The organism is uncultured Turicimonas sp. (assembly GCF_902477955.1).
Lineage (GTDB): Bacteria > Pseudomonadota > Gammaproteobacteria > Burkholderiales > Burkholderiaceae_F > Turicimonas.
Window position 1 is genome coordinate 1 of the sequence record NZ_CABSJB010000016.1, and the last position, 16506, is coordinate 16506.

Below are 16506 nucleotides of genomic sequence, written 5' to 3' on the forward strand. Positions count from 1 at the left end.
GTGAAACGCCTCCACGCCGATGATAGTGAGTTGTATTTCTTGCGAAAGTAGGTAGCCTCCGGGCTCAATTATTTAAAACAGACCCTCGAAGTCATTACGGCTCCGAGGGTTTAGTTTTTTCTGCCGAGAAATTATTTCATGCGTTCTCGCAGGATTTTTTGGATTTCTTGCTTTTCCGCGTCAATCTTGTACGGATTGGTTTTTGGACTTAAATCCTCTTTTTTCTTTTTTCCCAAGAAATAAGCAATTCTTTCAGCATTTGCGCCGGACGGATGAGGAATCTGCGGCAGCAAATTTTTTTCATATTCGGTTCCTTTCAGGACTTTCTGAAGATAGTTGCTTACCTTCGGACCAAGAGGCAAAAGGAGAGCTTCTGGAGCCTTTTCTATTTCTTCAATGGTTAATGGTGCAGCAAAGCTGAAAAGTGCGGATTTCGGCTTTATATCGCTGGCAAAATTCGTTTCTTTTCCGTCTTTGACGAGGAAGGTTGGATAACGTATAGCGGAGGTCAGATTTCCGAGCTCTACATGTTTATCGAATAGCTCAGAAGTTGATTCAATGCTAAGGTAGTCGGCTACTCCGACATGATCCATCATTGCCACTAAGTTTTTTCTCATAGCGCCGCTGAAACTTCCAATTGGCTTGCATTTCTTCTGAATTTCTTCATCGGATAAACCTAATCGGATAAGCCGTTTTGCTTCAATAAGCATATTTTCCATTTGTTGTTCGCCTGGCGTAATGCCGATGACGAATAATTTCGCTTTCGGATTTACGTAGTCAAATGGTGCATAGTAGATTCTCTGTTCACCACAATCTTTAACGAGAAGATCGTCTCTATCTTTAACATCGGTAAAGTTTGATATTGCTTCTTTGTATTGAGAAAAGAGAGATTGTGTCATCTGAGGTCCTTATATTTCTTGAAGATGAGATGATTTTTTCATCTCTAACGCCATTTTTTGACTCACTGCAAAATCCAGTGTTTTACGGGTGCAATTCACAATTTCCGAACAACCGTTGAGTAATAGTGGTTCGTTGGCATGAAGCGTTCTTCAATCTTGGCATCAGTGAGCATAATACCTTTACTGGTACATAGAGTTAGGGAAACAGGATTTTGGAAGATAACTGAAACTCAATTCCTTGAAGAACTAGTTTCTTAAACTAAGTTACGGAATCTAAATCTTCTATCCATCAACGCACATTTGCCAAGTCTAATCCTGGAGCCTCAGACTTCATGCTGCTAAGAGGAATGTTTAACGTTTAGAACTGTTCCTCCGTTAACTTAAGTCCGTTATGTCGAATTACGATTCGAGAAGAGTCACAAAAGATGAGTCGTTCGGGGAATAAGTTAAATAGTCAGGCAAAGAAACGCCCGTATTTTGCAGTGTCAACAAAAAACGCGCCATCGTCCCTCTCCATCAGAATTCTCATTCAGAATTAGATGCTGCTTCTGCGGTGTTTTTAAAAGATTGATAATGATCAATTCAATTTTTTTAACTATTCGCTCGGCGCTGTAAGTTCTCTCCTATATTTTCTTCGCTTCTTTTAAAAGAGTGTTTTCCTGGGATGGATTTTCTGACTTCTCGATTATTCTTATTAAGGCAAGTGAATAGTTGACAATGGCGCCTAAAGGCTGTCGAAGCTTATGTTCAATCGCTGTAAGAAACCCAATTGAAAGTTCAATTGCCTTCGAGTTTAGTAGGCTAATCCTATAAGGCGCATAATCACAATGCAAGAGCAGACTTTTCAATTTAACCAATTTTTGGATCTTTCTAGATGTAAGGTCATGGCTGCTTTTGCCATTTCCGGATCACCTTTTAAGATGGCTTCAAGAATCAAGCTATGTTCAGTGCTTCTAATCAAAGCATGTCTTGCCTTATCTGCTTTAAAAAACAACGAAACATTGTTCATGCCCTGTGACATTTGAAAACGTATGGCTTGAAGAGCCTGCATAAAAAAAACGATTATGAGAAGCTTGAGCTATGGTTTCATGAAACCTGATATCGGCTTCCCAAATTTCACCCGGAGAACTATTTGTTAGTTTTTCGACTTCTTCATAGGATTTTTGCAATTGTACGCAGTCCTTAGCATTCCTTCTTAGAGCAGCCTGAGCAGCCATTACTCCTTCAAAGGCCGCGCGGTATTCGTAGCATCTAAGCATGTCCTCTTGGGCGACTACGGGGCGAAAATCCATAAACCTCAAGGATTTATTCCGTGTCACAAAACTTCCAAGACCTTTCGTAGATTCTATGTAACCTTGCTCTCGCAAGGCCTGCAAAGCATTTCTAACAATTGGACGAGACACTCCATAGATGGAAACGAGCTCATTTTCAGCCGGAAGTTTTGATCCCTCCGGATAGAAGCCGCTTTCAATCTTTTGAAATAAATCTTCAAAAACAGTGGAACCGAGAGTTTTATGAAGGTTTTGGATCATTTCTATTGAATCTATTCTTTGCAAATTATCAATGATCGAGAGTGTAAGTCCTAAATGAAGATTCGCAAGGTGCTGAAGGCGTGACCTCTAAAGAACATTCGTTTAGATCCATTAAGACCGCATAGACTGTTGAGAGGCGTTTTCCTACTGGATCCTTTTGATCTTCATGGCTGCAAATGGAATCTGGATAGTTTTTGTGATCGGATAAGAACACTTTGAGTTTTTCTTTGGTTAAGGGGTAGCTTGAATTCATTGCTAATCTTTGAAGGCGATTAAGTCGGACGAAGGTATCGCACAAATCACGTTTGAAAGAGTCTTGTCCTTGGAACAAAGGAGACAAATAGTGATTGGTATGACACATTAAAGATTGGGTTGGCATGAGCACATCAAAGTTGTAAGGAGTGAATTCAACGTTCATAAGGAAACCTTCACCAGAACCAATGGCGAAGTTTCCACAACCCGCTCTTTGCGGATGAGCAACACAATCTAAAGCGTTACTTATGGTTGTTTGAGACAGGATAGCGCGGTACATGACATGAAGAGGAACGCCTAAGGTACCCTCTCCGATACTCAACGCATTTAGACAAACTCCGATGCCAGAACTATTTAACCCTTTTCCGCCAATAATTCCAGCTTCTGCACAGATAAGAAGAGAGGGTCCTTGATCCGGATGAATCTCTAAGATTATTGTCGTTTCATTTGCCTCTTTTAGCCAGTCCCAGGTTTGACCGAGATAAGTATGCGCATTTTCGGTTTGTTCTGGTAATGCGCCAATGGAAGAACAGCCATTTGGCATAGCAAAAATAATCTCACTTCTGCAGTTGAGAGTTAAGATATCTTCAAAAGACTTATTGCTTCCTTTTGCAATGCCCCTCATCTCGGTTAAAGCTTGTGGTAAATAATTTTGTATATGAGGAACATATTGGAGGGCTGCTGACTTAGCCTTTTCCCAAGAAATGCCATATGAAGCAAACATTTTTTTGTAGAACTCAATGTTTTTACAAATGTACGACGATGCGAGCTCTCCATATTGGAAGCCTCTTTGCTCTGCTGACCCAGAAATTTGAAAGTGAGGATGTAATTCTAATGACATGAGTTTCTCCGCTTAAAGAATCATTTGCATTTCTCTTCCGAAGCTGTACTTAGAAAATTTAGAAAAAGACAAATCTGCTGTTACGAGAAAAATGCGATGTTTAATACTATTTTTATGGAGAGCTCTCTTTTATGTCAATAGTTGTTGTCATATCAATATGACAACTATTAACATATAAAAAATGTATTCATAGACTCCGAGGTGGAATTTGACTTTTACTTCATCCCAAGGAGAAAAAATGAATCACTGCAAAAGAGACTCAGTAGCTGAATTATTCAAAAAGACATTCGCAAAGGAAGAGTCAGCTGTTTTTGCTTTTCTTGAAACTATTGTCAACATGGAAAGCGGAAGCCGAAATAAAAAAGATGTTGACTGTTTGGGTAATTTTCTTGCTGAAACCTGCGAAAGAATGGGAGCGGACATAGTAGTAAGACATCATGAAACTCTTGGCAACCCTATTAGTGCATGTTTTAACTGCGAACCAGAGTCAAATGAGAAGCGAATTCTTTTAGTCTGTCACCGCGATACGGTCTTCCCACACGGAACTGTTGCGGTACGTCCATTCTCAGAGGATGCAAACAATGTTTATGGGCCCGGTTGTGCGGACATGAAAGGCGGAATCACAAACGGAATTTTTGTGATTAAGGCGCTATCTGAGCTGAAACATACTCTACCCAAGATTCCGATTGAGATCGTTTTTACTTCTGACGAGGAGATTGGATCCGAGGCTTCCCAGCCATTTGTTGCAGAAAGAGCAAAGAACGCAATTGCAGCTTTTTTTCTCGAACCTGCGCGTGCAGACGGTTCTGTAGTTATCGGAAGGAACGGAGGAGATCTTATTTCGATTAAGGTAAAAGGACGTTCTTCTCATGCTGGAAATGCATATTCAGAAGGAAGATCTGCAATTCATGCACTTGCAAAAGTAATTGCGGAGATTTCGAGCCTTGAAAACGAAGAGCAAGGATACAGCGTCAACGTAGGAGAAATAGAGGGCGGAGAAGGTGCGATCATAGTTGCGCCAGAGGCTAGTGCAAAGATATATACACGTTTTTCCTCCATTGAGCAGAGGGAATATCTCTTAAGCCAAATCAGGAAAGCGTGCGAAAAGAACTCTAGAGATGGGATCACGGTGGTTTGCGATGAACCAATTGGGTTCTTGCCTTTTTTAGTTAATGAAAGCAATACCAAACTCTTTGATATTGTTAAAGAAAGCGGAGATGCACTTGGATGGGAGGTTAAAGGTCTTGAAGTAAGAGGAGCAGCTGATGCGGGGATTACTTCTTGCATGAACATTCCGACTATCTGCGGCATGGGGCCTGTAGGAGGAAATCTGCACACAGATAGAGAATACGCAGTGAAGGATAGTTTTTCACAAAGGCAAGAATTGCTGGCTTTGTCTGTTGTCAGAGCATTTCAAGAATTATCGCCTAGGAAATAAGGAGAACCTCAATGACAAGCCAAATGATATTTGCACAATGTGTGATGGGAATCGTTCTCCTGCTAATGATTTCTGGAAAAACACCTCTTTATTTAACTGCTATTTTGGGATCAGCGTTGGTGGCTATCATCGCAGGTTTCCCTCTTGCAGGAAGTGAACCAATTACTGTTGCTAAACTAGTAAGCAGCGGACTAATTGGAGTGATTGCAGATATGACCGGTGTGCTGATGTTCATCGGAGTTCTTGAAGCAACAGGTTTTCTGGCAGCAATAGTCCGTTCAGTAATTCGTTTTGGAACCCGGTTAGGAGGTGGCCCAGGGGTGATATGTGCTGGCTCTGTCGCAGCCGGTATTATCGGAATGCTTACGGGTTATGCTCCACCCATTGTTACCGGCGCCATTGCTTGTCCAGCTGCCGTTAAAATGGGAATGGATCCAAATCGAGCTGCAGGTGCGCAAGGCCACGCTGGCATTTTAGGTAACTTCGGTGGTTTTACACATCCTACTCAAGTAGCAATAATAGGCTCAGCAGGAATTGGATTTGGTTTAATTAATATCGCTGGAGCAATCACAGCGTTATCTGTTATTAGTTTTGCCTTCTTCCGAAATTACATGAAAATGAAGAAGGAAGGAAAACTGCTGACGCCCGAGCAAGCGCAAAAGATTCTTCAAAGCATGGAAAAAGAAGACACTAATAACATCTCTTCATGGAAGGCTTTCTTTCCTTTCTTGCTTATGATGATTGGCTTTGCTGTGGGACTTCCGGTTTTTATAGTGGGTATTACATGCGGGCTGATTACTATCTTAATGGCCCGAGTTAATCCTGCAAAAGGGGAGGCTCAGATGATAGATGGTCTTAAGAGAATGTCCATTCCTCTCGTGGCTACAATCGGATTCGTATTTATGGGCTCTGTCATCAAAGCCATAGGACTGACGGAAACCATTAATACGGCTTTAAAACCAGTCTTAGATTTTTCGCCTATTTTGATTATGATTCTGGTCTCTTGTATTGCCGGGTTGATAACTCAATCATATTCAGCTTCGGGCGCCCTAACGATCCCGCTTCTTCCCGTCATTATCGGTGCCGGCGTAACACCTTTGGCTGCAGCGATTGCTGCCTGTGGTCCTGCAGCAATATTTCAACATTTTTTAACCGGAGGTCCGGTCGCAAATTTACCGACTCTTATACCGGTTACACCTGGCTCGACTTTGAAGGAGGCTAATCTATTTCAAAGGCCTAATCATATATTTGGTTTGATAGTGTGTACGGTAGTTGCATACATGGCAAATTATCTAATTGCCTAATTTTTTGCTGAAAGCATTTAATACCGCCGAAAGTGTTATTTAAAGCGCCTTTGGCGGTTTTTTGTGGTTAACTTGTTGAAATTATTATTTATTTTTTTGTTTGCATATAGGTATGCTCGCCGTTTTCCTTACTATATTTCTGTGAGAGTAAGATGATCAATAATCGAGTTAGATGCGACAGACCGTATAACAGTATGCTGGGAAAAGCAATCTTTATTGGCGGATTTTCGTAAAGATAGAAAGTTATGAGTCCTAGTTTTCTCTCTAAGATATGGCTATGTAACATTCTGCCCTCATATTCGAGGAAGCTCCTATTTAGAAGAACACTGTATCCTGAGACTTCTCTTCCTAGGCATGAATCACGGCGCCTTAACCTTTTTTCGAAACGCCAGGGGTGTCAAGCCGGTTTTCTCGCGGAATTTTTTAATGAAATAACTCGAAGACTGAAAACCTGTGCGCATACTGATCTGATCAACGGACAGCGGCGATGTTTTTAAAAGTATCGTGGCCTTCTCAATTCTTAATTCTTCTAAATACTGAAAAATCGTTCTTCCGGCAATGAGTTTAAAAAGGCGACAACACTCGGATTGGCTTTTGTGAACAGCTTCGGAAATTTCCTCGAGAGTTATTTTTTCTGAATAGTGCTCGTTGATGTAGGTGATGATGCTGCAAACTGCTTTTTCCTGCAAACGATTGCCATCAGCGGCCTTATCTTCATTTGAATGAGAAAGAAGTTCAAGCCACATAGCGGTTAATAAGTTCACAATCTTGTATTCGTATCCGAATTCTTTGCCTTCCGTGAGTTCGGCAATCCTAAGCGTATTATCTAAAATCTCTTTTTGCCACAAAGTTTCCGGATTAAGTCTGTAGCCGTCCAAAAACAAAGTGCTGAGAAATGGACGTACGTACTTCTTCTCAAAGATACTTCCACTGAAAAGACTTAGAAGCATTGGAGAAAAATCTAAGCAGTAATAGGCAGATCGCCATCCTTCGCTCAAAGAGCGGCTCATGTGAAGCAGTCCGCTGTTGACAAATAGTCCTTCTCCTTCTTTTAAATGATGGCGTACTCGACCCACTGTGATTTCTACTTCTCCTTCCGAGATCAAAAAAACTGTAGATCCTCATGCCAGTGCCAACTAATCATTCCACCGACCATGCGTCGAAAGTCGGCCCATTCCACTTCCATCGGAAAGGAGGCAGAGCCGTGGGGCATAAGTTCTCTTAAGGATGCATCAATATTAAATTTTTCTGCATGAAGCATGATTTTTATTTTCCATAAGATAGTTATATTTTTAGTCAATATTTTATTACAAATAGAGGCTGTTTAAGATTATTGTTATATATGAGTTCAGTGTTGTTCCTCTCTTAACTCAACTAATACCCAAAACTACCCAAGGAGAACCTCATGAATAACTCTATCAATCCGGAATTAGAAGCCGGCTCGCTAGTCTCGAGTTCCAGCTCAAATATCCAAAACATTAAACGTATGGCAAGCGGCTATATTTCTTTATTTGCCGCGCTTGTTTTCTTCTCAGGAGCTCTTCACGGAATACAGTCCGGTTGGGGAGCATTAGACTTCGCGAACATCGTCGGACACTTCGGCACAATGGGAGATCTCGGCGTTAACTTCAAGGGAAAAGGCGGTTTCGGAGCGCAGGATGGATTTCTTTTTGCGCTTGGTATCGTGCCTGGCATGATGCTGGCGTTAGGAATCATTAACGTTGTTGACCATCTGCACGGCTTAGAAGCCGCTCGTAAGCTCTTAACTCCAATTCTTAAACCAATTATGGGTATCCCGGGAGTCGCAGCTTTGGCACTTATTTGCAGCCTGCAAACCACAGACGGGGGTGCTGCAATGACCAGAGACTTAGTTGAATCCGGGCACCTCACGGATAGAGAAAGAGCAATTTTTGTAGCCTTCCAGTTCTCGGCAGGCTCTACGGTTGATAACTATCTATCAACGGGAAGTGCGCTTTTTGCATTCCTTACGCTTCCAATCGGAGTTCCATTTGTCTTTCTTTTCATCTTCAAGGTGTTCGGTGCCAACTTAATGCGCATTTACTTGAAACGTTTTTCGGATGAACAAATTAAGAACTAACGCTAAACCCAATAAAGGAAAACAAAATGTCTGCTTCTTCACAAATTATTCAAAAAAAGACTATCGCTGATGTTTTCGTAGAAGGCGCACTTAAAGGCTGGAATATCGGCGTTAAAAGCACCGTGCCAAACGTACTTATGGCATTTGCCGTCATTGCCGTCCTCAAAATTACCGGCTTTCTTGACCTTGTTGCCGTTGTTTTTGATCCGGTCATGGCCGTTTTCTCTCTTCCGGGAGTTGCGATCACGGTCCTTATCGGAGCTTGGCTTTCCATGGGAGGCGGGGTCGGCATTGCCGCCAGTCTCTATGCTCAAGGTCTTTTGACAGGCGAGCAGGTCACGATCCTTATTCCGGCAATTTTCCTTATGGGTGCCCAGCTCCAATACTGGGGACGCGTCCTGGGAACTTCCGGCGTTCAGGCTAAGTTCTACAAAGTTTATTTTGCCATTTCAATTTTGAATTCGATTATCTGCATGTTCATTATGCAGTTCATCGTTTAAGGAGACCAACATCATGACTAAACCACTTCTTGATATTTATGCAGATCTTCATAGTATTGCGGAACCGGCATGGAACGAACACAAAACAGCAGCTTATATTGCTAATTACCTAAAGTCACTTCCGGGGTTTGAAGTTCAGACCGGTTTAGCCGGAGGAACAGGAGTTGTTGCTGTGATGAAAGGCAAAATGCCCGGAGAGAAAGTTGGATTTAGAGCTGACATCGATGCTCTTCTGTTTAACAAAGACGGAAAGACCACTGCTATTCACGCATGCGGCCATGACTCTCATGCTTCGATGCTTCTTGCCTTTGCTGACCAAATAAGTAAAACCGGAATCAATCGAGGAGAATTGAAGCTCATTTTCCAGCCGGCAGAAGAAGTTGATACCGGTTCACGCGCTGTCATTAAAGATAAAGTAGTCGACGATTTGGACTGGCTCTTTGCCATGCACTTGAGGCCCGTTCAAGAGTTAAAACCGAATGAATGTTGTCCACTTTTGCAGCACGGCTCTAATTACATCATGGAGGCGGTTATTCACGGAAAAGGCGCCCACGCAGGCAGACCCCATCTTGCAGTTAATACAGCCGAAATCGCTGTCCAGATAATCAATGCAGTTAATTCGCTTCGAGAAGATCCCAGCATTCAGCATAGCGCTAAGGTTACAAAGATTGTAGCCGGAGGAAAGTCTTTGAATACTATTCCTGACTCTTGTGAGATTGCATTTGACTTGAGAGCGCAGACTAATGAAATCATGCGCAGCCTCATTAGTAAGATAACTTCAATTATTGAAGAAGTTCCTAAGCTCTACGGAGGCTCTTCAGAGATCAAAGCTCCAGAGGGAGTTCCGGCTGCAGAAATTGATGAAGATGCAATCAGGGTAGCCAAGAATGCTTTAGTAAAAGTAGTAGGAGCTGAAAATATCGTGGATAAGCTCGTTTCTCCTGGGGCAGATGACTTCCACTTTTACAAACTTCACAAGCCGACTCTCAAGGCCGCTTATATGGGAATCGGCTGCGGATTAACTCCGGGCCTTCATGATCCCGAAATGCACTTTGATCAAGAAGCTTTATATAAGGGCCCGAAGATTTACCAGGAAATCGTCAATCAGCTTCTTATGTAGAAAGAAAGGACAGAGCTATGAAACTCATCCATAAAAACAAGCGACTTAGTGAATCCTGCGGAGTGGATAAGATTTTTGATATGAAAGCTGCGGAAGAATCTCTCAGCTTTCACAGCTCTATTCCCGGCTATCGGCAAACTAATCTTGTGGAATTAAAGGGACTTGCGAAGAAGTTAGGAATCGGTGCTTTGTACGTTAAGGACGAGAGCACTCGGTTTAAGCTTAATTCGTTCAAAGGTCTCGGAGGAAGCCGCTGTGTTGCCCAATACATGAGTCAATACTTAGGAATGGCCTCTGAGAAGCTTAATTTCGTTAAGCTCTGCGAAGCTAGCGCAAAGGTTCCTAATACTCTTACATTCTGCTCAGCTACCGACGGCAACCACGGCCACGGAATTGCATGGGCCTGCAAAGAGATGGGGCAAAGATGCGTGATTTTCCTGCCTGCCGGAAGTACTGAAGAAAGAATCCGTACGATTCAAAATCTTGGTGCGGAAACATTTGTAACCGATAAAAACTACGACGGTACTTACGAAATTGCAAAAGCCGCTGCTGAGAAAAACGGTTGGGTCTTCGTTCAGGACACTGACAACGGAGAGAAATCAGAAACGGTTGCAATCATTATGAAAGGCTATCTCACGCTGGCACTGGAAACTCTAAGGCAGCTTGGAGACAATGTTCCGACCCACATCTTTCTTCAAGCGGGCTGCGGTTCTTTTGCCGGAGCTATGGTCGCTTTCTTCTGCAACTTCTACAAGGACAAAGCACCCAAAATCCTCATTGCTGAGGCTGATAATGCAGCCTGCGTCTTTAAGACTGCTGAGAAAGACAACGGCGAACTGCAAGTGGTTGAAGGAGATCTGCGCACGATTATGGCCGGACTTTCGTGCGGGGTGCCGTGCAGACTCGGCTGGGGTATTCTTGAGCAGCATGCTGAGTGGTTTGCCGCGCTTCCGGATTATTTAGCGGCAGAAGCTATGCGTACCCTTGCTAGGCCAATTGACGGTGATAAGCCTATCGTTGCCGGAGAGAGCGGTGCAGCAGGAGTTGCGGCTCTCATTGAAATAATGACGGATCCTCGTTTTGTAAAACATCGTCAAGCGATGGGGCTTGATGAGAATGCAAAGGTGCTGTGCATTTCGACTGAAGGCGACACCGATAAGGCTAATTATCAAAGAATCATGGAAGGAGCATATCCAAGGCAAGAGGTGTAAACAACTTCAAAACTGAAAGTAGAGAGAAACCATTATCGGGAAGCATACTTCTGATAGGATTCAGGAAAATGCTTCTCGTTTTTTCTTTTGAATTTGCCTCAATCGTTCAAATTCTACGTATCTGGGCATGGCAGAGTCCGCAAAAAGTGCGGACCTTGTTAATCAGGCGTGTGAGATGGCCTTGGGTTTGCTTGAAGTGGCTTAACAGCATACCGGCTGTACCAACCTTTCAAGAAGGTGCAGCCGGAAATTGGAGATTGGACTTCAATCAGGAGCCGAAGAGAGACACTACAAAGGTTATTGATTAGGCGTCTTTCTGCCGTCTTCTAGTTCGACCACATTCTTACCGCTCGTAATTTCGACATCCGCCCAGTGGTAGACGGCATCCGTTTCGCTTACTTTACCCAGCGAACATTAAACGGACAGAACCGCGGTAGGATAAGAGATTACTTGGGCATTTGTTTTACCGGTGAGCTAAGTCCTTATATTGGCTGGAGATAGAAAGCGACTAAAGGATTAATGAGAAGAAGGCCTGTCGCAGGACGCTCAAATTGATGGCCCTGTTTTTCCCGAAGGAAATTGATTTTAAAAATGATATTTCTTACGAAGCGCTTCAAAAGCTATGTGGGACGGAATGCCTTTTCCTTCCAAGATCTGTTTGTAGCCTTTTTCGAGTGCGGAATTAAGTTGGGCTGCAGATAGATTGCTTACATCCAGAAGCTGTTTCGATTTTAAATCCAACGGAGAGTTGTAATGGCGATCCTTGCGATTGGAGTGTCGGAGGGAGTCTTTTATCTCAACTACCTTTCTCTCGCATAGGTTAGGCATGTTTTTCAGTCCTATTCTTTCTTCAATTAATTTAATAAGTGCGTCTTATGATCTCTACGTCAACTCCGAAAATATTTAGATTTCAGAGCGTTAGCAAAGAATTTTAATTGTACAAAACTTGCCTTCTCCAACTGAAGCTTTATGTTCTTTTTATAATTATGGGAAACTTTGAGGATCTCAGTGAAACAATGACGGAAAAACTTCCGGATAGATTATCTCTAGGAACATCTTCTTTTGCCGCGCACCTGAAAGAAGGCCAGATTTACGTAGATAAGACTGACACGTATGTAAATTGGCTTCAAGGAGAGGTAAATTTTTCTTAACGCGGCCTAGAAGATTCGGGACGTCCTCTATAGTGACGTCAGACGAGTTGCTCTTGTGTTCAGTATGGAAAAGCGAGAATTTGTTGAATGGCAAGAGCTTTAAGTTTAAAGGTTGTGGACTATCGAATCTCTCCGCCTGTTTGAGGCGTGGCCGAGGACGAAAAGTTTTGTGACACAGGAAAAATCTCTATTCCAAAATCTTTTTTACTGCCGTAAAGTAGCGAAAACAATTTCCTCAGCAACGTTTCATTGATCTTGAATTTAATTCCCATATTTTTAAGGCCAGAAATAAATATTCTGTGGGAGGAGTGTTCTCTTACCGGCTTACTAATGCCTGGTAATTCGAAAGAATAGAGTAGGGCTCCGCTGGCGAAGAACCCCCTACAGTACTATTGACTGTCTTAAGGTTGAAGCAGTTGCATCTATTTTGTTTTACAGCAGGATATAGCGAATTTGAATAACGTAAGTGCTCTTGTTGTACGTTGTGTGACCAAAAGTTGATTGAAGGTAGAAAGACAATTTCTGCGCATTCAGCTTTAAAACGTTTAATCATTTTTCCGCAGGCTTTCGGACTGACTTAAAGAAAAATTTCCTTTGGTTGTTCCTCTAAGAAAATTCATTAGCCGACAGATAACAAGCCAAGAACTGACCGGCAAAAATCTTTTCGAGTTCTCAGAAAATCAATGAGAAGGATACAGCTGTAGGACATTCCATAAAAACTAAAGCAAGCGGGAAAATTTATCCATATCCAATTAGTAAAGGAGAGATTCATGAGTCTAGTAGAACTTAGACAGGCATTTGAGCCGTACAGAAAGCCAATGTTGATGGTCCTTCCGGATCCGGCCGGAGGATACTTCATAGCTGTGATGTCCAAGTTGCAATTCTGTGATCTCAAGTACGCTGAGGATCCATATCTCGGGCCTTCCGTTTCGTTGTGGAGGGCAGATGAAAATGGGGAGTACTCTCGTATGTTTGTCTGGGCTTGTTGCTTAGACTTCATGGATATGATTGATGATTCAATTGAGACCTATATCGCTGAGGTGGCTTCCCGAAAAGGTTTCACAGTTGAATTTTTCTCTGACGCCGATAGCGTGATCGATGCGAAGTTGCCGACGTACTTCGAGGATCCTACCTACAGTGGCTTTGATCTGTTTGTTTTTCGAAAACAGATTCTTGAATATGAAGACTCTTTTCCGTTATCTGCCGAATCTCACAAAAAACTTGAAGAAGCTATCAAAGAGCTGAGGAAAAGAAATGTCCCGGGCCATATGCCGTGTCCTTGATCTGGCCGGAATACAACGGATTGGATAACTCAAGTTTGGTTAAGAGGAAGTTTTAGAGAGGTAAGGGAAAGAAACAGGCAGAGTTTTTAAGCTCTGCCCGTAGCTCAATTTTTAGAAAAATCCCGGAGTGATGCCAAGCCACTTGAAGTAAGTAGCGCCGGCCAATAAAAGTCCTGCCCAGTACAGCAGAGACATTACAAAACCGTAATAGAACGATTCGCCCATGGTGTATTTGTTTGTGCCGTACAGCATGGCGTTTGGTTTTGCATTGAATGGCAGGCTCCAGCATACGTTGATGCAAAGAGCAACTGGAATGGCCAAGGATAAGATGTCAATCTTCAGCTCTTGTGCAATGCCGATAACGATAGGCATGAAAATGATCGTGCGCATATTCTTGCTTTGGAAAATAAAGTGGCTGGCAATAAATATGCCGGTCAAAAGAGCATAAAGTGAGAAATAGCTCATGGAAGCAAGACCGAGCGTGTCCATCATGGCCTTGGTCAGCGTGTCCATTAACTTCGTTGTAGTTAAGCCTGCACCGAGAGCGTACGCACCTGCCGAGAAAATCATCAGATGCCAAGGAACATCAACGTCATTCCAATTTAAGAGTTTGAATTGAGGAGTGAGCATAATGACCGCGCCTGCCATGGCAACGACGGTGGCATTAAGACCGTGAATTTTATCGGTAGCCCACACTAAAAGCACTAATCCGAAAACAATGATGGCTTTGAGCTCATTGAGTTTAACCGGACCTAGATCCTCGTAGGCCTTCTTAAGAGATTCCATCCCGCCTTCAAGTTTAGGAAGAGTATCTTCTTTCGAGACCGGAAAGATGAATCTCATGCCGAGAGCATAACCGATGATTCCAAAACCGATGACCAAAGGAAGGCCGGCCATCAACCAATCAAAGTAATAAATTGTGCAGCCGGCACCGGCTAAGAGTGCAATTGCAAGCAAGTTGGCGCCCGAGCCAGTCATAAAGGCATTGCAGCTGGCGTTAATCATAACCAGGTTGTACAGCACCAAGTTTCTGGAGAAATTATTGGTCTTATCGGTGCCCGGTGCTCCGTAAACGGCAGAAATCACCATGAACAGCGGCATCATCAAAGCGGCTTTAGCAGCGGTCGCATTAATGAAAGCTGCCAAGATTACATTGATCCCTAGAAATGTCAGAAATATGGCAGAAGCATTTTTACCGAATCGAAGAATCAACCACAAAGCGACTCTCTTGACGAGCTGAGTCTTCACTAAGGCACTAGCCAAAATGAATGCCGCAACGTTCAGCCAAATAACCGGATCGCCCAAAGTTGCCATTGCCGGCTTCGCTTTGAGTATTCCGGTTAGAACCAGTCCGCAAATCAAGATCATGGAGGTGACATAGTTTGGAACCGTTTCGCTAATCCAGAGAAACAACGATGTCGCAAAGAGAGCGAACATAATTTGCTGTTTGTCATTAAGGATTGGAATCGGAATGAAGTAAGCCAAAAGCACGTAGATGGCCGCGGCAATAGGCAGGCCCCAACTCTTAAAGAATTCACCGACTTTTGTTAATTGTTTCTTCGGAAGCTTATTCAAAGAATAAGCATTCAAATCCAGAGGATCAAAGTTTTGCTGGCTGGTATTTGTAGTCATATTCTTCAAGGCGGTATTTCACCGCCTCCCTTTTCAGTCCACCCTAAACACGGAAGGTTCAGACCATTCCAAGTACCTGTTTAGCGGCTTTAAGATAGTTAGTATTCGGAAGTTCAGAGATCCCTAAAGCTTCCGTAGCTGTCTTCATGCTTTCGTAGTTCTCGCTTTCGCAGCAGGCGGTTTCAACCATTGCGCCGTTGAACCATACCTTGGCGTATTCGCAGATAACGCCGTTAACGGAGAAGCCGAAGCGTTTCTTCTCGACCACAACTACAGCCAATTCGCTGTTCTTGCGGGCGATGTCTACGAATTCCTCAAGCGTGTATGTTTCCTGAGTAAGAGGAATTTCAACCTTCAAATGAGAGAGGATGACTTCCAGTTCTTCCTTTTTGACGGGGAAGCGGAACTTGCCGCGAGGTTGGAAGATTTCATAACCTTCCGGAGTTTCGCCGACCTTGGTCTTGATATCGAGCAAACCGTCACGGACTTTCACATTGGCATCATTGGTATTTCTTGACAAGAAATAGGTCTCAGCCGGCATAACGCGGGCTGCATAAAGAGTAGCTTTGCATTGCCACATGTGCTCCTGCACGCCTTTGATGATGTCTTTGCCAAAAACGCGGAACTCGGCTCTAGGAACGATCTTTGAAGCCTCTTCGGCACTAATTGCTTGATTCTTTTCATATGGATTGGCCATGACGTTCTCCTACTTGTCCCAAGTTGTGAAAGGATGTGCAACTAAGTTTGAGTTGAAATAGCGGGGATCGGAAGAGACCTCTTCGCCAAGCCAAGCCGGCTTTTCAAACGGTGTTTCTTCGGAAGGCAACTCAATCTCAGCCACAACTAAACCTTCGTTGACGCCATGGAATTCATCGATTTCCCAGGTCAAGCCATTTCCTGCAGGGATCTTGTAGCGGGTTTTTTCAATGATTGGCTTTTCGGCTAAATCGTCAAGCATCTTTACGCAATCGGCATGAGGAATGGGATATTCAAATTCAAGACGAGTGCAGCTGACGGTCAAACCCTTGATAGTGAGAAAAGCTTTGTCATCAATTGTGCGGATTCGGACGGTTCTTTCTTTTGCGCTGTTGAGATAGCCTTGACGGTAAAGAGTTCCGACGGCACCTTTCTTCCATTCATCGCCGATAACTAAAAATTTTCTTTCAATCTCTTTTGCCACTTTTGTCTCCTTAGAGTGTCCGTGAGTTACTAAGTTTGGATAGGAACATTGTGGATCCTCAGTAG

17 protein-coding genes are annotated in these 16506 nt (G+C 43.2%); 8 read left to right on the forward strand and 9 right to left on the reverse strand.

Annotated features, from left to right (window positions below):
• Nucleotides 1–131: 131 nt before the first annotated feature.
• The 4 genes from RDK53_RS06070 to RDK53_RS06080 form a co-directional block, all read right to left on the reverse strand.
• The gene (locus tag RDK53_RS06070) at nt 132–899 is read right to left on the reverse strand and encodes a hypothetical protein (RefSeq protein WP_308513745.1); all 768 of its coding nucleotides are present in this window, start codon (nt 897–899) and stop codon (nt 132–134) included.
• Between the two features lie 844 nt (nt 900–1743).
• Nucleotides 1744–1950 (reverse strand): FCD domain-containing protein, encoded by a 207-nt coding sequence (locus RDK53_RS12270; protein WP_374041569.1) that lies wholly within the window; start codon nt 1948–1950, stop codon nt 1744–1746.
• Complete coding sequence (locus RDK53_RS06075) at nt 1883–2431, reverse strand: GntR family transcriptional regulator (protein WP_308513746.1); 549 nt, start codon at nt 2429–2431, stop codon at nt 1883–1885. The genes RDK53_RS12270 and RDK53_RS06075 overlap by 68 nt, the downstream gene beginning before the upstream one ends.
• A gap of 28 nt (nt 2432–2459) precedes the next feature.
• Nucleotides 2460–3524 (reverse strand): C45 family peptidase, encoded by a 1065-nt coding sequence (locus RDK53_RS06080; RefSeq protein WP_308513747.1) that lies wholly within the window; start codon nt 3522–3524, stop codon nt 2460–2462.
• A gap of 238 nt (nt 3525–3762) precedes the next feature.
• Between RDK53_RS06080 and RDK53_RS06085 the strand changes: the two genes are divergently transcribed.
• Together RDK53_RS06085 and RDK53_RS06090 are read left to right on the forward strand one after the other, a co-directional pair.
• Nucleotides 3763–4962 (forward strand): M20 family metallopeptidase, encoded by a 1200-nt coding sequence (locus RDK53_RS06085; RefSeq protein WP_308513748.1) that lies wholly within the window; start codon nt 3763–3765, stop codon nt 4960–4962.
• An 11-nt stretch (nt 4963–4973) separates the two neighbouring features.
• On the forward strand, nt 4974–6266 hold the full coding sequence (locus tag RDK53_RS06090) for a citrate transporter (protein ID WP_308513749.1): 1293 nt from the start codon (nt 4974–4976) through the stop codon (nt 6264–6266).
• 359 nt (nt 6267–6625) lie between these two features.
• Here RDK53_RS06090 and RDK53_RS06095 read toward each other — a convergent pair whose 3' ends face one another.
• Nucleotides 6626–7372, reverse strand: coding sequence for an AraC family transcriptional regulator (locus RDK53_RS06095; RefSeq protein WP_308513750.1), 747 nt, complete (start codon nt 7370–7372; stop codon nt 6626–6628).
• A gap of 299 nt (nt 7373–7671) precedes the next feature.
• Between RDK53_RS06095 and RDK53_RS06100 the strand changes: the two genes are divergently transcribed.
• The 4 genes from RDK53_RS06100 to RDK53_RS06115 are packed head-to-tail and all read left to right on the forward strand — an operon-like array spanning nt 7672 to nt 11195.
• A complete protein-coding gene (locus tag RDK53_RS06100; protein WP_308513751.1) occupies nt 7672–8364 on the forward strand; it encodes a nucleoside recognition domain-containing protein in 693 nt (230 codons plus the stop codon).
• A gap of 26 nt (nt 8365–8390) precedes the next feature.
• The gene (locus tag RDK53_RS06105; RefSeq protein ID WP_308513752.1) at nt 8391–8864 is read left to right on the forward strand and encodes a YjiG family protein; all 474 of its coding nucleotides are present in this window, start codon (nt 8391–8393) and stop codon (nt 8862–8864) included.
• 13 nt (nt 8865–8877) lie between these two features.
• Complete coding sequence (locus RDK53_RS06110; protein WP_308513753.1) at nt 8878–9984, forward strand: amidohydrolase; 1107 nt, start codon at nt 8878–8880, stop codon at nt 9982–9984.
• 17 nt (nt 9985–10001) lie between these two features.
• A complete protein-coding gene (locus RDK53_RS06115; RefSeq protein WP_308513754.1) occupies nt 10002–11195 on the forward strand; it encodes a diaminopropionate ammonia-lyase in 1194 nt (397 codons plus the stop codon).
• A gap of 585 nt (nt 11196–11780) precedes the next feature.
• Here RDK53_RS06115 and RDK53_RS06120 read toward each other — a convergent pair.
• A complete protein-coding gene (locus RDK53_RS06120; RefSeq protein ID WP_308513755.1) occupies nt 11781–12023 on the reverse strand; it encodes a hypothetical protein in 243 nt (80 codons plus the stop codon).
• A gap of 188 nt (nt 12024–12211) precedes the next feature.
• Between RDK53_RS06120 and RDK53_RS06125 the strand changes: the two genes are divergently transcribed.
• On the forward strand, nt 12212–12346 hold the full coding sequence (locus RDK53_RS06125) for a hypothetical protein (RefSeq protein WP_308513756.1): 135 nt from the start codon (nt 12212–12214) through the stop codon (nt 12344–12346).
• A gap of 770 nt (nt 12347–13116) precedes the next feature.
• Nucleotides 13117–13629: a hypothetical protein gene (locus RDK53_RS06130; RefSeq protein ID WP_308513757.1), complete on the forward strand. Its 513-nt coding sequence runs from the start codon at nt 13117–13119 to the stop codon at nt 13627–13629.
• A gap of 111 nt (nt 13630–13740) precedes the next feature.
• Here RDK53_RS06130 and RDK53_RS06135 read toward each other — a convergent pair whose 3' ends face one another.
• Genes RDK53_RS06135 through RDK53_RS06145 form a run of 3 tightly spaced genes read right to left on the reverse strand, consistent with a single transcriptional unit; the run spans nt 13741 to nt 16441 of the window.
• Nucleotides 13741–15261 carry an SLC13 family permease gene (locus RDK53_RS06135; protein ID WP_308513758.1) on the reverse strand — a complete coding sequence of 507 codons (1521 nt, stop codon included), beginning with the start codon at nt 15259–15261 and terminating at the stop codon, nt 13741–13743.
• A gap of 58 nt (nt 15262–15319) precedes the next feature.
• Entirely contained in the window at nt 15320–15958 is a 639-nt protein-coding gene (locus tag RDK53_RS06140) for a hypothetical protein (protein WP_308513759.1), read from the reverse strand.
• Nucleotides 15959–15967: 9 nt separating this feature from the next.
• On the reverse strand, nt 15968–16441 hold the full coding sequence (locus RDK53_RS06145; RefSeq protein WP_066594592.1) for a CYTH domain-containing protein: 474 nt from the start codon (nt 16439–16441) through the stop codon (nt 15968–15970).
• Nucleotides 16442–16506 lie beyond the last annotated feature (65 nt).

Excerpts from the sequence above, each read along its gene's own strand:
- RDK53_RS06140 (WP_308513759.1), bottom strand. The coding sequence starts at position 15,958 with ATGGCCAATCCATATGAAAAGAATCAAGCAATTAGTGCCGAAGAGGCT.
- RDK53_RS06120 (WP_308513755.1), bottom strand. The coding sequence starts at position 12,023 with ATGCCTAACCTATGCGAGAGAAAGGTAGTTGAGATAAAAGACTCCCTC.
- RDK53_RS06130 (WP_308513757.1), top strand. The coding sequence starts at position 13,117 with ATGAGTCTAGTAGAACTTAGACAGGCATTTGAGCCGTACAGAAAGCCA.
- RDK53_RS06125 (WP_308513756.1), top strand. The coding sequence starts at position 12,212 with ATGACGGAAAAACTTCCGGATAGATTATCTCTAGGAACATCTTCTTTT.
- RDK53_RS12270 (WP_374041569.1), bottom strand. The coding sequence starts at position 1,950 with ATGCAGGCTCTTCAAGCCATACGTTTTCAAATGTCACAGGGCATGAAC.
- RDK53_RS06070 (WP_308513745.1), bottom strand. The coding sequence starts at position 899 with ATGACACAATCTCTCTTTTCTCAATACAAAGAAGCAATATCAAACTTT.
- RDK53_RS06090 (WP_308513749.1), top strand. The coding sequence starts at position 4,974 with ATGACAAGCCAAATGATATTTGCACAATGTGTGATGGGAATCGTTCTC.
- RDK53_RS06100 (WP_308513751.1), top strand. The coding sequence starts at position 7,672 with ATGAATAACTCTATCAATCCGGAATTAGAAGCCGGCTCGCTAGTCTCG.
- RDK53_RS06075 (WP_308513746.1), bottom strand. The coding sequence starts at position 2,431 with ATGATCCAAAACCTTCATAAAACTCTCGGTTCCACTGTTTTTGAAGAT.
- RDK53_RS06085 (WP_308513748.1), top strand. The coding sequence starts at position 3,763 with ATGAATCACTGCAAAAGAGACTCAGTAGCTGAATTATTCAAAAAGACA.
- RDK53_RS06115 (WP_308513754.1), top strand. The coding sequence starts at position 10,002 with ATGAAACTCATCCATAAAAACAAGCGACTTAGTGAATCCTGCGGAGTG.
- RDK53_RS06105 (WP_308513752.1), top strand. The coding sequence starts at position 8,391 with ATGTCTGCTTCTTCACAAATTATTCAAAAAAAGACTATCGCTGATGTT.
- RDK53_RS06080 (WP_308513747.1), bottom strand. The coding sequence starts at position 3,524 with ATGTCATTAGAATTACATCCTCACTTTCAAATTTCTGGGTCAGCAGAG.
- RDK53_RS06135 (WP_308513758.1), bottom strand. The coding sequence starts at position 15,261 with ATGACTACAAATACCAGCCAGCAAAACTTTGATCCTCTGGATTTGAAT.
- RDK53_RS06110 (WP_308513753.1), top strand. The coding sequence starts at position 8,878 with ATGACTAAACCACTTCTTGATATTTATGCAGATCTTCATAGTATTGCG.